The organism is Burkholderia mayonis, from assembly GCF_001523745.2.
Classification (GTDB): Bacteria; Pseudomonadota; Gammaproteobacteria; order Burkholderiales; family Burkholderiaceae; genus Burkholderia; species Burkholderia mayonis.
This window is the reverse complement of the sequence record NZ_CP013386.1, coordinates 3,693,415-3,708,257: the sequence shown is the minus strand read 5'-3', so window position 1 is coordinate 3,708,257 and position 14,843 is coordinate 3,693,415. Positions and strand designations below refer to the sequence as shown.

General features: G+C 68.7%; 12 protein-coding genes and 1 pseudogene. 3 read left to right on the top strand and 10 right to left on the bottom strand.

Going from position 1 to position 14,843, the window contains the following annotated elements; genetic code table 11:
- Positions 1–14: 14 nt before the first annotated feature.
- Positions 15–338, bottom strand: coding sequence for a hypothetical protein (locus tag WS70_RS32160; RefSeq protein WP_162498953.1), 324 nt, complete (start codon positions 336–338; stop codon positions 15–17).
- Between WS70_RS32160 and WS70_RS17920 the strand changes: the two genes are divergently transcribed.
- Entirely contained in the window at positions 337–549 is a 213-nt protein-coding gene (locus WS70_RS17920; protein ID WP_004198969.1) for a hypothetical protein, read from the top strand. The genes WS70_RS32160 and WS70_RS17920 overlap by 2 nt on opposite strands.
- A 40-nt stretch (positions 550–589) precedes the next feature.
- Positions 590–1,621 carry a serine/threonine protein kinase gene (locus tag WS70_RS17915; RefSeq protein ID WP_059597974.1) on the top strand — a complete coding sequence of 344 codons (1,032 nt, stop codon included), beginning with the start codon at positions 590–592 and terminating at the stop codon, positions 1,619–1,621.
- Between the two features lie 183 nt (positions 1,622–1,804).
- Here the strand turns inward: WS70_RS17915 and WS70_RS17910 are convergent.
- The 3 genes and pseudogenes from WS70_RS17910 to WS70_RS17900 all read right to left on the bottom strand — a co-directional run.
- A pseudogene (locus tag WS70_RS17910) lies at positions 1,805–2,635 on the bottom strand (LysR substrate-binding domain-containing protein); the annotation flags it as partial.
- A 35-nt stretch (positions 2,636–2,670) separates the two neighbouring features.
- Positions 2,671–4,089 carry a coniferyl aldehyde dehydrogenase gene (locus tag WS70_RS17905; RefSeq protein WP_059471512.1) on the bottom strand — a complete coding sequence of 473 codons (1,419 nt, stop codon included), beginning with the start codon at positions 4,087–4,089 and terminating at the stop codon, positions 2,671–2,673.
- A gap of 34 nt (positions 4,090–4,123) precedes the next feature.
- A complete protein-coding gene (locus WS70_RS17900; protein ID WP_059471513.1) occupies positions 4,124–5,803 on the bottom strand; it encodes an isovaleryl-CoA dehydrogenase in 1,680 nt (559 codons plus the stop codon).
- Positions 5,804–6,030: 227 nt separating this feature from the next.
- Here WS70_RS17900 and WS70_RS17895 point away from each other — a divergent pair, with 227 nt between their 5' ends.
- Positions 6,031–7,677, top strand: a complete 1,647-nt coding sequence (locus WS70_RS17895) for a GMC family oxidoreductase (protein ID WP_059597975.1) — start codon at positions 6,031–6,033, stop codon at positions 7,675–7,677.
- 36 nt (positions 7,678–7,713) lie between these two features.
- Here WS70_RS17895 and WS70_RS17890 read toward each other — a convergent pair whose 3' ends face one another.
- From WS70_RS17890 to fliF, 6 genes are read right to left on the bottom strand one after another with little or no spacing between them, the layout of a single operon-like run.
- Entirely contained in the window at positions 7,714–9,129 is a 1,416-nt protein-coding gene (locus tag WS70_RS17890; RefSeq protein ID WP_059597976.1) for a flagellar hook-length control protein FliK, read from the bottom strand.
- Between the two features lie 36 nt (positions 9,130–9,165).
- Positions 9,166–9,618 carry a flagellar export protein FliJ gene (fliJ, locus tag WS70_RS17885; protein WP_059471516.1) on the bottom strand — a complete coding sequence of 151 codons (453 nt, stop codon included), beginning with the start codon at positions 9,616–9,618 and terminating at the stop codon, positions 9,166–9,168.
- 5 nt (positions 9,619–9,623) lie between these two features.
- Positions 9,624–11,195 carry a flagellar protein export ATPase FliI gene (gene fliI / locus WS70_RS17880; protein ID WP_059471517.1) on the bottom strand — a complete coding sequence of 524 codons (1,572 nt, stop codon included), beginning with the start codon at positions 11,193–11,195 and terminating at the stop codon, positions 9,624–9,626.
- On the bottom strand, positions 11,189–11,869 hold the full coding sequence (gene fliH, locus WS70_RS17875; RefSeq protein WP_059597977.1) for a flagellar assembly protein FliH: 681 nt from the start codon (positions 11,867–11,869) through the stop codon (positions 11,189–11,191). Before fliH ends, fliI begins: the two co-directional genes overlap by 7 nt.
- Positions 11,862–12,857, bottom strand: coding sequence for a flagellar motor switch protein FliG (gene fliG, locus WS70_RS17870; RefSeq protein WP_059471519.1), 996 nt, complete (start codon positions 12,855–12,857; stop codon positions 11,862–11,864). Before fliG ends, fliH begins: the two co-directional genes overlap by 8 nt.
- The gene (gene fliF / locus WS70_RS17865; RefSeq protein ID WP_059471520.1) at positions 12,847–14,643 is read right to left on the bottom strand and encodes a flagellar basal-body MS-ring/collar protein FliF; all 1,797 of its coding nucleotides are present in this window, start codon (positions 14,641–14,643) and stop codon (positions 12,847–12,849) included. Before fliF ends, fliG begins: the two co-directional genes overlap by 11 nt.
- Positions 14,644–14,843 lie beyond the last annotated feature (200 nt).

The window sequence follows — 14,843 nt, the reverse complement described above, 5'->3', positions numbered from 1 at the left end:
CAAGCGAAGCAAACCTAAACGATACGCCGGTTGTTCGTTCGGCGTCGTTTCGTCGGATGAGGCGTTGGCTTTTGGCCGCATTTCAGAATGAATCGCTGAATGGCGGTCGCGCGCGTCAGGGTATGATGGAGCGACGCGCTGCCGTAATAATGGCGGCGTCGCGGCGGCGGAATCGACGCATCCTGCGAATTGGCGGCACCTTTGTCGTCAGCTCGCGTTTTCGCGATTCCATGAACGGTGAACAATGGGATACGCGCAACCGTCGCCGCATGGATGCGCAATTCGGGTATTTCCGGCCGGGCAGCACGCGGCCGGCTTTGAAAGCGGGGAAACATCATGCATGTCGGTTCGATTGTCTGCACCACCCACATCGCCGTGCCGAAAGGCGCGCGCGGCATCGTCCAGCGCATTCTCGGGGACATGGCGATGGTGACCTGGTACGCGGGCGTGCCGGGCGAATCCAAGGAGCTCAATACCGAGCCATTCTTTCTCGAGGATCTGATCGACACCGGCGAATCCGTGCTTCCCGCGGGCGCGGCGCTGCACTGACCGCTCGTCTTTCGGCCTCGCGCGCGGCACAATGCGGGGCATGACCGACGCCACTTCCGAATCCACCGCAGCCGGCGACAACGCCGGCTTGCCTTTTGCAGGTCTCACGCCGGAGCGCGTGCTCGACGCGCTCGACAGCGTGCTGATCCCCGCCGGTTCGCGCACCGACGGGCGCCTGCTCGCGCTCAACAGCTACGAAAACCGCGTCTATCAGGCGGGCATCGAAGACGGGCCGCCGATCGTCGCGAAGTTCTATCGTCCGCATCGCTGGCCGAACGACGCGATCCTCGAAGAGCATGCGTTCGTCGCCGAACTGGTGGCGCGCGAGATTCCGGCCGTACCGGCGCTCGCGTTCGACGGCCGTACGCTGCACGAATTCGAAGGCTTCCGCTTTGCGATCTTCGAGCGGCGCGGCGGTCGCGCGCCCGAGCTCGATCGTTGCGATACGCTCGAGTGGCTGGGCCGTTTCATCGGTCGCATTCACGCAGTCGGCGCGACGAAGCCGTACGTCGCACGGCCGACACTCGATATCGATACGTTCGGCTACGAGCCGCGCGATTTCCTGCTGTCGCACGACTTCGTGCCGAACGACGTTCGGCCTGCTTATGAAGCGGCGGTGACGCTCGCACTGGAAGGCGTCGCGCAAGCATACGAACGCGCGGGCGACGTGCGGATGCTGCGCGCGCACGGCGATTGCCATCCGAGCAACGTGCTATGGACCGACGCGGGCCCGCACTTCGTCGACTTCGACGACAGCCGGATGGCGCCCGCCGTGCAGGACTTGTGGCTGCTGCTGCCGGGCGACCGGCCGGACGCGATGCGCGCGCTCGCCGATTTGCTCGCCGGCTACGAGGACTTTTGCGAATTCGATCCGCGTGAGCTGCATCTGATCGAGGCGCTGCGCACGTTGCGGCTCATTCATTACGCGGCGTGGCTCGCGCGCCGCTGGAACGATCCCGCGTTTCCGGCCGCGTTTCCGTGGTTCAACACGCATCGCTATTGGGAGGCGCGCGTGCTCGAATTGCGCGAGCAGATCGGCGCGATGCAGGAAGGGCCGTTGTGGCCCGTATGACGTTCGCCGTGCCGGTCGCGCGGCCTGCGCTCGATCGACATCATGGACGCGTGCGCCGCAGTCTTCGCGATTCCATAACGTCAGCTTCCCTAACGATCGATTGATCGCGTCGCATGCGACGACGCTCGCTTCGCACGCGCGTCATCGTTTCCCTCGCGTGCGTCGGCGGCGTCGACGCACGCTTCAACGGCCGTCAGTGAGGAGCGACTTGCGCAGCACGTCCTTCAGCGCGCTGAACACCGGATTGTCGTTGTCCTTCCGATACGCGAACGTCAGCTCGACGGGCTTCGCCGGCGTCGTGCGCACCGGCCGATAGACGACCCCCTTGAAGTGCAGCATCGACGCAGCCGCCGGAATCAACGCGGCGCCGATGCCCGCGCGCACCAGCGCCAGCATCGAATGGATCTGGCTCACGTATTCGACGATGTCGGGCAGTACCTCGGCGCGCTCGAACAGTCCGCTCACCAGTTGGTGAAAATAGCGCGCCTCGTACGGCGAATACATCAGCAGCGGCCGGCCCTCGGAATCGCGCAGCGTCGGGTGCTTCGGCCAGGCGTCGGCGGCCGCCTCCGGCAACGCGAGCACGAGCGCCTCCCGCACGCACGGCGCCGATGCGCGCTCGCCATGCTCGACGGGCGGGCGCAGCAGCCCGACGTCGATCAGCCGCGCGTCGAGCGCTTCCAGCTGCGCGCCGCTCACCATCTCCTTCAGCGTCAGCCGCACGTCGGGCGACGCGGCGCGCACCGCGCTCACGAGCGACGGCAGCAGGCCGTAGCCGACCGACGCGGTGAAGCCGATCGTGGGCGCGCCGGCCGCGCCTGTCGCGACGCGGCGCGCGGTTGCTGCCGCTTCGTCGGCGAGCCGCAGAATGCGGGCCGCATCGGGCAGGAAGCTGCGCCCGGCCGCCGTCAGCTTCACCGAGCGGCTCGTGCGTTCGAGCCGCTCGGTGCCGATCTGGTGCTCGAGCAGGCGCACTTGCCGGGACAGCGGCGGCTGCGTCATGTGCAGGCGCTGCGGCCCTTCGTTCGTCCGGCGTCGGCGGCGACGCGTCAGAACTTCAGCATCATCTTGAGAATCGCGGCGAAGCGCCTGCCGTACGGCGGCGCGATCATGCCGCGCGTGTTGAGACGCGGCTGCGTGAGCACGGGCTTCATCTTCGAGAATGTCACGAAGCCGTCGTAGCCGTGGTACGCGCCCATCCCGCTCGCGCCGACGCCGCCGAACGGCAGCGTGCCGCAAGCGATGTGCATCAGCGTGTCGTTGACCGTCACGCCGCCCGAGATCGTGTCGCGCATCACGCGGTCGACGGTCGCGCGGTCTTCGTCGAACAGATACAGCGCAAGCGGCCGCGGGCGCGCGTTCACGTAGGCGATCGCATCGTCGAGCGTGTCGTACGGGACGATCGGCAGCAGCGGCCCGAAGATCTCTTCCTGCATCAACTGCGATGCGTCGGGCGCCTGGGTGACGAGGACGGGCGGCAGCCGGCGCAGCGCGGGATCGGGCGCCGCGTCGGTGAGCGGATGGAGCTGCGCGCCCGCTTCCTGTGCTTCGCTCGCGAGCCGCTGCAGCCGCGCGAAGTGACGCTCGGAAACGATCGACGTGTAGTCCGGGTTCGTCGACAGATTCGGGTAGAGCTTCGCCATCCGCTCTCGCGCACGCGCGACGAACGCCGCTTCCTTGCCGCGCGGCACGAGCACGTAGTCGGGCGCGATGCAGGTCTGGCCAGCGTTCAGTGTCTTGCCGGTGATGACGGCGTCGACCGCCGCGTCGAAGCGTGCGCGCGGCCCGACGATCACGGGCGACTTGCCGCCGAGCTCGAGCGTGACGGGCGTCAGGTGTTCGGCGGCCGCGCGCATCACATGGCGGCCGACGTTCGTCGAGCCGGTGAAGAGCAGGTGATCGAACGGCAGCCCACTGAACGCGGCGCCGATTTCAGCATCGCCGTTGACGACCGCGACGTGATCGCGCGCGAAGGTCTTCGCGATCAGCTCCTCGAACAGCTGCGACGTGCGCGGCGTCAGTTCGGACATCTTGATGATCGCGCGGTTGCCCGCGGCGAGCGCGCAGATGAGCGGCCCCGCGGCGAGCAGCACCGGGTAGTTCCACGGCACGACGATGCCGACGACGCCGAGTGGCTGCGGCATTACCTTCGCGCGCGCCGGGCGCATCCATTTGTTCATCGCCCGGCTCTTCGGCTTGATCCAGCGCTTGCCGTGCTTGAGCGCTTCGTCGATTTCCTCTTTCGCGAGCCAGATTTCGGACATCAGCACTTCTTCCTTCGCGCGATGGCCGAAGTCCGCGCTGATCGCGGCCGCGAGCGCGTCGCGGTTGTCGAGCAGCATCTTGCGCAGTGCGCGCAGGTGGTCGGCGCGCGTTGCCCACGACGGATACGGCGCGCGCAGATACGCGGCGCGCTGGTCGCGCAGCAGTGCGTCGAGTGTGGCTAAACCGGGCAGATCGTTCTTCATGGCGTCTCCAGTGCGATACGGGTGTGGCCGGCATTCAGGCCGGGAACGCCCGCTCGATGAGCGCGGCGTGATCGAAAGTGGCCGGCAGCGTTCCATAAACGCGTCCGGTTTCGCTGCTGGCGTCGCCGAAGCGCGTGGCGACGAACGCCTCGGCGACGGCGGGCGGCCCGTCGCGCAGCAGCAGCGAGGCCTGCGCGACGAGTGCGATGCGTTGTGCGATCCGGCGTGCGCACGCTTCGCGTTGCTCGGGTTCGAGGGACAGGAGACGCGTCAATTCCGCGAGCGCATCAGCGAGCGGCGCGCTGTGCTTCGCCGCATCCCGCCATTCGGCGAAGAGCGCGGCGGCCGCGTCGGGCTCGCGCTCGATCGCGCGCAGCACGTCGAGACACATGACGTTGCCCGATCCTTCCCAGATCGAATTGACGGGCGCTTCGCGATAGAAGCGCGCCATCGGCGCGGTCTCGACGTAGCCGTTGCCGCCCCACACTTCCATCGCTTCGCCGGTGAATTCGAGCGTGCGCTTGCAGACCCAGAACTTCGCGGCCGGCGTGACGATGCGGCGCCAGCCGCGCGCCTGCGGCGAGCGCGCCGCCGCATCCTCTTCGAACGCATGCGCGAGCCGCATGAAGAGCGCGGTCGCCGCTTCCGATTCGAGCGCCAGATCGGCGAGCACGTTGCGCATCAGCGGCTGATCGGCGAGCAGGCGGCCGAACGCGCTGCGATGCCGCGCATGGTGGATCGCCTGCACGAGCGCCGCGCGCATCAGCGCCGCGCTGCCGATCACGCAATCGAGCCGCGTGTAGTTCGCCATCTCGATGATCGTCGGCACGCCGCGTCCTTCGTCGCCGATCATCACGCCGTACGCATTCAGGAATTCGACTTCGCTGCTCGCGTTCGAGCGGTTGCCGAGCTTGTCCTTCAGGCGCTGCACCTGCACCGCGTTCTTGCTGCCGTCCGGCGAAAAGCGCGGCACGTAGAAGCACGAGATGCCCGCGTGTTCGGTCGTGCGCGCGAGCACGAGATGCGCGTCGCATTGCGGCGCGGAGAAGAACCATTTGTGACCGACGAGCCGATACGCTTCGCCGCGTCCGCTCGCGCCGAGCGCATACGCTTGCGTCTCGTTGCTGCGCACGTCGGAGCCGCCTTGCTTCTCGGTCATCCCCATGCCGACCATCATCGTGCGCTTTTCCGGAAGCGGCGCGTCGCGCGCGTCGTGCTCGTGGGAATAGAGCTTGTCGCGCAGCGTCGCAAAAAGGGCCGGTTCGCGCTGCAGCACCGGAATGCTCGCGAACGTCATCGTGAGCGGACACAGCGAGCCGGATTCGAGTTGCGCATGCAGGAAATACCCGGCGCAGCGCGCGACCATCGCGCCCGGCCGCGGGTCCGAGAACGGCAGCGCGTGCAGCCCTTCGCCGCGCAGCATCGCGAGCAGCCGGTGCCAGCTCGGATGGAATTCGAGTGCGTCGATCCGCTCGCCGCGCGGGCTGTGCGTCGACAGCTCGGGCGTGTGCCGGTTGGCGAGATCGGCAAGCGCGAGCGCGTCGAGCGTCGTCAGCGCGGCGCCGTCGCGCGCGAGCGCCGTTTGATGCCAGCTCGCGCCGTACCGTTCGACGGCATCGACGAGCGCGGCATCTGTTTCAAACGCGTTGTAATCGTGAAGCGGCGGCGCCTGGTTCGTCACCCGGTGCGTCGCCATTTGAAGGTCTTGCTGCATGCCTTTGTCTCCCATTTCGCGGGGCCCGGCTTCTGTTGGCCACGTCCTCCGCGCGAGGCGAATCCGATCATCTTAAATTTAGTTCACGCCGCCGTTTAGAGGAATCGCTCTTGAGTCGGGATGTCCCGGCTCGCCTTGCGTTCCTAAAATGCACGAACATGGCGACGCAAGCCGGCTGTCTCGATCGCGATTCCAGCCGCCGTTGATGACAAACAGGGAGACGTGACATGCAGTACGACTACATTATCGTCGGGGCCGGGTCCGGCGGATCGAGCCTCGCGGGTCGCCTGGCCGATGCGTGCCCGGACGCGACGATCGCGCTGATCGAAGCGGGCGGTCACACCGAACGCAATCTGCTCGTCAACATGCCGGTGGGGATCGCGGCGCTCGTGCCGTTCAAGCTCGGCACGAACTACGGCTACGAAACGGTGCCGCAGCCGGGCCTCGGCGGACGCCGCGGCTATCAGCCTCGCGGCCGCGGGCTCGGCGGCTCGAGTGCGATCAACGCGATGATCTACACGCGCGGCCATCCGCACGATTACGACGAATGGGAGCAGCTCGGCTGCACCGGCTGGGGATGGCGCGACGTGCTGCCGTACTTCCGCCGCGCGGAAGGCAACGAGCGCGGCGCGAACGAATGGCACGGCGCGGACGGCCCGCTCACGGTATCCGATCTGCGCTTCCGTAATCCGTTCTCCGAACGATTCATCGCGGCCGCGCACGAAGCGGGCTATCCGCTCAACGACGACTTCAACGGCGAGAATCAGGAAGGCGTCGGCTTCTATCAGGTCACGCATCGCGACGGCGCGCGCTGCAGCGTCGCGCGCGCCTATGTGTACGGCCGCACGCGGCCGAACCTGCATGTGATCGTCGATGCGACGGTGCTGCGCGTCGTGTTCGACGGCAAGCGCGCGACGGGCGTCGAGGTCGCGCGCGGCGGACGCATCGAGACGATCGGCGCGCGCGCGGAAGTCATTCTGTCCGCAGGCGCGTTCAATACGCCGCAACTGCTGATGTGCTCCGGCGTGGGTCCCGCCGCGCAGTTGCGCCGTCACGGCGTCGCGCTCGTGCACGATGCGCCCGACGTCGGCGAGAACCTGATCGATCACATCGATTTCATCATCAACAAGCGCGTGAATTCGTCCGAGCTCGTCGGCATCTGCGTGCGCGGCGTCGCGAAGATGACGCCCGCGCTGTTCGGCTACCTGTCGAAGCGTGAAGGGATGATGACGAGCAACGTCGCCGAGGCGGGCGGCTTCATCAAGAGCGATCCCGGCCTCGATCGCCCCGATCTGCAATTGCACTTCTGCACGGCGCTCGTCGACGACCACAACCGCAACATGCACTGGGGCTTCGGCTATTCGCTGCACGTGTGCGCGCTGCGGCCGAAGAGCCGCGGCAACGTCGCGCTCGCGAGCGGCGACGCGCGCGTCGCACCGCTCATCGATCCGCGCTTCTTCAGTGACGAGCGCGATCTCGACCTGCTGATCCGCGGCGCGAAGGCGATGCGCAAGATCCTGTCCGCCGCGCCGCTCGCGTCGCAAGGCGGGCGCGAGCTGTACACCGATCCGAACGACACCGACGCGCAGTTGCGCGCCGCGATCGTCGCGCACGCGGACACGATCTATCACCCGGTCGGCACGTGCCGGATGGGCGCCGACGCGCGCGCGGTCGTCGACCCGCAATTGCGCGTGAACGGGGTGGAAGGATTGCGGGTCGTTGATGCGTCGGTGATGCCGACGCTGATCGGCGGCAACACGAATGCGCCGACCGTGATGATCGGCGAGCGCGCGGCGGAGTTCATCGTGGCCGCGCGCAAAGGGCAGGCCGAGCCCGCTCGCGAGCGGGTCGAGGCGACGATGCACGGCGGCTGATGCGCGCTGCCGTGCAGGCGGCCGCGGGCGCGGCCGTCAGGCGAACGTGTCGACCATCCCGACGCTGCGTCGCGTCGCGTCGCTGGAGGTTGTCGCTGAGACGTCGTCGTGCGCGGCGTCGGCCGTCGTCGCGCCGAATGCGCGTCGCGTCGCGGCTCCGTCCGACGATTGTCGTTGCGGGGTCTGCTGCTGTTGCGCGGACGCGAAGCCGCCGTCGCTGACGCTCGCGCTGCCGAGCCCGAGTCCGCCCGCGTCCATCGCTTCGCGCAGCTTCGGCAGCGCGGCTTCGACCGCGTCGCGCACCTGCGCATGCTGCGACACGAAGAGCGCGTGCGCGTGGTTGTCCGCGACGCGCAGCACGACTTGCAGCGGCCCGAGATCGGGCGGATTCAGCGTGAGCTCCGCGCTCTGCTGATGCGCGTTCGACAGGAATACGATCTTTTGGCTCAGCGCGTCGGCCCAGTCCGGCGTGCCGACGGGCGGTGCGAGCGTCGGCGCTGCCGAAGCCGCCGCGGCGTTCGCGGCGGGCGCCGCCTGTTGCAGCGCAGCCGGCGCGGTCGACGCGGCGAGCGTCGCGCGTGCGGAATCGGCCGCGTCCTGCAATGCGGCGAGTGCGCCCGTCGCGTCCGGCTGGGCCGCATTCGCGGCGGCGTTCGCCATGGTGGCCGCGGGGTTCGCACCCGACGCATCGGTGAGCGCGGTTTGCATGCCCGGAGCCTTCGCGCCGGCGAGCATCTTGTCGAATGCGGAGCCGTTCGCAGCGAGCGGCGCGTTGCCTTGGCTCGCCGGCAGTGCGGCGGGCGTCGTCGCCGCGCTCGTCTTGCCGGCACCCGTGAGCTTGCTCAACGCGGCATTCAGCGCATCGCCGATCGATTGCTGCGTGCCGGCGCGATCGGACGAGGCGGCGCTGTCCTGAGCAGCGGCGCCCGCCGCGATCGTGTTCGACGGATGGGCGGTGTCGCCCGTGCCCGCTTGCGCGGCCGCCGCATCGGCGGCCGTCTGCACCGCCTGCGCCATCTGTGCGTCGGGCCGCGCTTGCAATTGCGCTTGCAGCGACGCGGCTGCGGCGAGCGCCGCTGCGTCGGCGGACGCCGATTGCGTCGCGGTTTCGCCGTCGTCTTCGTCATCCGGTTTGCCGGCGCCCTTCGCGTTGCCCGCGCTCGCCGTCGTCTGCGCGCCCGCGCCGGAGACAGACGAATTCGCCGCGTTGTTCGCCGCGGCATTCGTCGCATTGCCTGCGTTCTGCGCGTTTACGTTCACATTCGCATTCGCGATGGTCTGACGCTGCGTCTGCACGCTCTGCTTGAGCGTTTGCGCGAACGGCGCGGCCGACGACGCATCGCCTGACGACGCGCTCGACGAGCCGGACGCGTTCGCCGCGGAGCCGGACGACGACTCGATCATCGTGCTCGCCGCGCCGAGCAGCATACCGATCAGGGGAAGAGGAGGCATGTCGGATCTCGTGTTCGGGTTCGATGGGCGCGGCGCTCACTTCGCCGCTTCCGCGCGCATGCGCAGCACTTTCGCCGCGTGCTCGTCGGCGTCGCGCTGCTCGCGTTTCGCGACGCGTTTCGCTTCCTGCTGCGCGCCGCGCGCCTGCAGGATCTCGTACGAGCCGAGCGTGCGCTTCTTCGCCTGCCACTCGGGGCGCGCCGCGTCGATGCGGGTCTCCGCGGCGGCGAGCACGCGCCGCTGCTGGTCGATCGCCGCGTCGAGCGTGTCGAGGAACGCCTGGAAGTTGCGCCAGTTGCCGGCGGGCATCCCCGATTGCGCGGATTCGGCGAAGCGCACGCGATATTCGTCGCGATAGCGCACGAGCGCGTCGAGCTGCGTCTGCGCGTCGGTGCGCTCGCGCTGCGCGTGGCCGAGTTGCTTCGTCGCGGCGTCGAGATCGTGCTGCGCGCGGTCGAGCAGGAGTTGCAGAGGAAAGGATTGGGCCATGGCGATCAGCTTCCTTCGATATCGAACAGCGCATCGAGCGCGGCGAGGCTCGGCGCGTACGGCGCGCATTCACGAAAGCCTTGCTGCAAAAACGATTCGATGCGCGGGTAAAGCGCGATCGCGCGGTCGAGCTGCGCGTCGCGGCCGGGCGCGTACGCGCCGACCGCGATCAGGTCGCGGTTGCGCTGGTAGCGCGACAGCATCTGCTTGAACTGGCGCACGCGGTCGAGGTGCGCGTCGTCGATCAGCGCGGTCATCGCGCGGCTGATCGACGCTTCGATGTCGATCGCCGGATAGTGACCGGCTTCCGCGAGCGAGCGCGACAGCACGATGTGGCCGTCGAGGATCGCGCGCGCGGAATCGGCGATCGGGTCCTGCTGGTCGTCGCCTTCGGTGAGCACCGTGTAGAACGCGGTGATCGAACCGCCGCCTTCCGGTCCGTTGCCGGTGCGCTCGACGAGCGCGGGCAGCTTCGCGAACACCGACGGCGGATAGCCTTTCGTCGCGGGCGGCTCGCCGATCGCGAGCGCGATCTCGCGCTGCGCCATTGCATAGCGCGTGAGCGAATCCATCAAGAGCAGCACGTGCTTGCCCTGGTCGCGGAAGTATTCGGCGAGCGACGTCGCGTACGCCGCGCCCTGCATCCGCAAGAGCGGCGACACGTCGGCCGGCGCGGCGACGACGACCGAGCGCGCGAGCCCGTCCTCGCCGAGGATCTGTTCGATGAATTCCTTCACTTCGCGGCCCCGCTCGCCGATCAGGCCGATCACGATCACCTCGGCGCTCGTGTAGCGCGCCATCGTGCCGAGCAGCACCGATTTGCCGACGCCCGAGCCCGCGAAGAGGCCCATCCGCTGGCCGCGGCCGACGGTGAGGAGCGTGTTGATCGCGCGCACGCCGACGTCGAGCACGTGATGGATCGGCTCGCGTTCGAGCGGGTTGATCGACGGCGCGGCGAGCGGCGCGTCGACCTTCGACGCGAGCGGCCCGAGATTGTCGAGCGGGCGGCCCGACGCGTCGACGACGCGCCCGAGCATTTCCCAGCCGACGGGCAGCCGCTTCGCGCCCGCGAGCGGATCGGCGACGGGCGCGCTTTCGAGCGGCCACACGCGCGCGCCGGGCAGCACGCCAGCGACCGCGGTGGTCGGCATCAGGAACAGGCGCTCGCCCGCGAAGCCGACGACTTCGGCTTCCGCATACGGCAGCGCGCTGCCCGGAGGCAGCTCGATCGTGCATTCGGCGCCGACCGACAGGCGCAGTCCGATCGCTTCGAGCACGAGACCCGCCGCGCGCGTGAGGCGTCCGCACGGACGCAGCGGCAGCGCGCGCGCGTTGCGCTCGCGCATGCCGTCGAGATGGGCGCGCCAGTGCGCGAGATGCGGATTCGCGAGCGCCGCGCGCGACGTCGCGGGCGGCGCCGCGAGCGGGCGAGGGTGATGAGGGTGCGCGCCGACGCTGGCGCCGATGTCGTGCGCGGCCGCATCGACGTGCTCGGGGCCGTGCGACGCCAGCGCGAGCTCGCGTTCGAGCGCGTCGAGTTCGTCGCGGCCGAGCGCGCCGGATGCGTCGCTCACCATGCGCTCACCTTGCCGATCGCGGCGGCGACCCGCTCCCAGCGGGTGGTGAGCGTCGCGTCGATTTCGCCCGTCGATGCCTGCGCGCGGCAGCCGCCGCGCTCGATCGACGCGTCGGTGCGCACGCTCCAGCCGAGCGTGTCGAGCTCGTCCTTCAGATACGCCTCGACGACGGGCAGATCCGCCGGATTCACGATCAGATGCGGCGCGCCGGCGAGCGCGGGCTCCGCGGCGAGCACCTCGCGCGCGGCCGCGATCAGCGCGGCCGGGTCGTACTGCACGTGCTGGCGCACGACCTGCTGCGCGATCTCGAGCGAGAGCGTCGCGATGTCGTCGGCGAGATCGCGCTCGACGCCCGTGAGCGCGTCGCGAAACGATGCGGCGAGCGCGGCGAGCTGCGCGCTTTGCGTGCGCGCCTCGGTCTGGCCGTCGTCGAAGCCTTTCGCGCGACCTTGTTCATAACCTGCCTGATAGCCGAGCGCCTGGCCTTCGACGTGGCCGGCGGCGAGCCCTTCCGCGTGCGCGGCGTCGCGCACGCGCTGCAGTTCGGCTGCGAGCGCGGCGGCCGCCGCGCCGCCGTCGTCGGGCGGCGGGGGCGGCGGCGGATCGAACGAAGCCATCTCCCATCGCTGGTATGCGGTGACGGGCTTGCTCGACGCGCTCGTGCGATCAGACATACGCGTCTTCCGCCTTGCCGCCGATCACGATCTGGCCGCTCTCGGCGAGGTTGCGTACGACCTGCAGGATCTTGCGCTGCTGCGTCTCGACTTCGGACACGCGCACCGGGCCCCGTGCGTCGAGATCCTCGGCGAGCAGCTCGGCCGCGCGCTGCGACATGTTCGACAGGAACTTCTGCCGCAGCGCGGGCGGCGCGCCCTTCAGCGCGACGATCAGCGCTTCCGACTCCACTTCCTTGAGCAGGAGCTGGATCGCTCGATCCTCGAGCTCGAGCAGGTTCTCGAACACGAACATCTGGTCGATGATCTTCTGCGCGAGGTCCGGATCGTATTGCTTGACGTTCTCGAGCACCGCTTCTTCGTGCACGCTCGTCATGAAGTTCAGGATCTCGGCCGCTGTGCGGATGCCGCCCATCGGCGCGCGCTTCAGGTTGTCGCTGCCGGACAGCAGGCCCGTCAGCACGTCGTCGAGCTCGCGCAGCGCGGTCGGCTGGATGCCGTCGAGCGTCGCGATCCGCAGCAGCACGTCGTTGCGCAGCCGCTCGGTGAAGCACGACGCGATCTCGGACGCCTGGTCGCGGTCGAGATGCACGAGGATCGTCGCGATGATCTGCGGATGCTCGTTCTTGATGAGCTCGGCGACGGCCGCCGAATCCATCCACTTGAGGCCTTCGATGCCGCTCGTGTCGCTGCCTTGCAGGATGCGGTCGATGAGGACGCCCGCCTTGTCTTCGCCAAGCGCCTTCGTCAGCACCGAACGGATGTACTCGCTCGAATCGAGCGACAGCGCGGTGTGCTTCTCCGCTTCGAGCACGAAGTCGTTCAGCACGCCCTCGACTTCTTCGCGCGTGACGTTCTTCAGTGCGGCCATCGCGGCGCCGATCTTCTGCACCTCGCGCGGCGCGAGGAATTTGAATACCTGCGCGGCCTCCTCCTCGCCGATCGACATCAGCAGGAGCGCGCTCTTGTTCAAGCCTTCAGCGTTCATCGGACACCCAGTTCTTGACGACGGTTGCGACGATCTTCGGATCCTGGCGCGCGATCGTGCGCGCGTAGTCGAGATTGCGTTCGTAGCGGTTCTTCTCGCTTTCGAAGGCGAGGAGGGCCGGGTGCTCGTCGTCCTCGTCGGCGAGCTGCTTCTTGTCGGGGCTCGGCAGGCCGTCGAGCGCGATCGCGTCGTTCGGGCCGTCGAGCGCCGGGATCGCGGCCGGCGCGGGCTCCGCCGGCGGCGGGAATGCGCGGCGCAGCGCCGGGCGCACGAACATGAAGTAGAGCGCTGCGGCCGCGGCGGCGACGCCCAGCCACTTCGCGATGTCCTTGCCGAGCTCGATCATGTCGGGCTGGCGCCACCACGGCAGGTTGGCGAACGGGTCGGCGGCCGTCGAGAACGCGCTGTTGACGACGTTGACCGAATCGCCGCGCTTCTCGTCGTAGCCCATCGCGTCCTTCACGAGCTGCTGGATCTGCGTGAGCTTCTCCGCGGTGAGCGGCTGCATCGTCACGTGGCCCTTCGCGTCGGCGGCAGGCTGATAGTTGACGACGACCGCGACCGACAGCCGCTTGATCGTGCCCGTCGACTGTTCGACGTGACGCACGGTCTTGTCGAGTTCGTAGTTCGTCGTCGAATCCTTGCGGTCGCTGACGGGTGTCGCAGCCGGGCCGGCCGGCTGGCCGTTGCTCGCGACGATCGGCGCGGACGCCGGCTGCGGCGGCGTGTTCGACAGCGCGCCCGGCACGCCCGACGCGCCGCTTTGCGCGAGCTCGGTCGCGGTGCTCGTCTGCTGGCTGCGGATCGCGCTCTGCTGCGGCGTGCCGTTCGGGCCGTAGCTCTCCGAGGTCTGCTCGATCTTCGAGAAATCGACGTCGGCGCTCACCTGCGAGCGCGCGTTGCCGGCGCCGAAGATCGGCGCGAGGATCGCGTCGATGCGTTTTTGCGTGTTGCGCTCGATCTGCTGCACGTACTTGAGCTGGCTCGCGTCGAGGCCGGACGCCGACGCGGTCTGCGTGAGCAGGTTGCCGTCCTGGTCGACGATCGTCACGTTCTTCGCGGGCATGTCGGGCACGCCCGACGACACCATCCGTGTGACGGCGAGCACCTGGCCTTCGTCGAGCACGCGGCCCGGATACAGATCGACGAGCACCGACGCCGACGGCGCCTCGCGGTCGCGCACGAACACCGATGGCTTCGGGATCGCGAGATGCACGCGCGCGGCGCGCACCGCGTTGATCGATTCGATCGTGCGCTGCAGCTCGCCTTCGAGCGCGCGCTGATAGTTGACCTGCTCGGCGAACTGGCTGATTCCGAATTTCTGGTTGTCCATCAGCTCGAAGCCGACCGAGCCGCCCTTCGGCAGCCCCATCGACGCGAGCTTGAGGCGTGTTTCGTGGACCTGGTTCGCGGGCACGAGGATCGCGCCGCCTGCGTCGGCGAACTTATAGGCAACGTTTGCCTGCTGGAGCGCGGCGATGATCGCGCCGCCGTCGCGGTCCGACAGGTTGCTGTAGAGCACGCGGTAGTCGGGCGAGCGGCTCCAGAGCACGAGCGCGACGATCGCGGCGATCGCGAGCGCCGCGCCGATCAGGAACGGCAGGCGCGGGTTCGTCTTCATCCGCGCGAGGCCGGGGATGCGTTCGGCGAAGCCGCCCAGGCCGAAATCCGCGCCGCCCGCCGCTGCGCCCGGCAGCGCGCCCGCCGCGGCCACGGCTTGCGGCGACGCACCCGTCAGGCTCGAACGGGCGTCGGGATTGATCAGCGAGTTGGCCTGCGAGTCCATGCGTCGAGTATCTCCACTGCGGGCTGAATGCCGGCTCGGCAGAGCAGGCGGACATTGACACGGTGCGATTATCCGCAACGCAGTCAAGCGCGATCGGACGAATAGAGCAGGGTTTCGCCCGTACTTCTCCGGCTTTCGCCGTTGCGCGGCTGCTATGCTTTTTCGCAATCCGGCCCTCGCAACGCTCGCGGGAAGCCGGG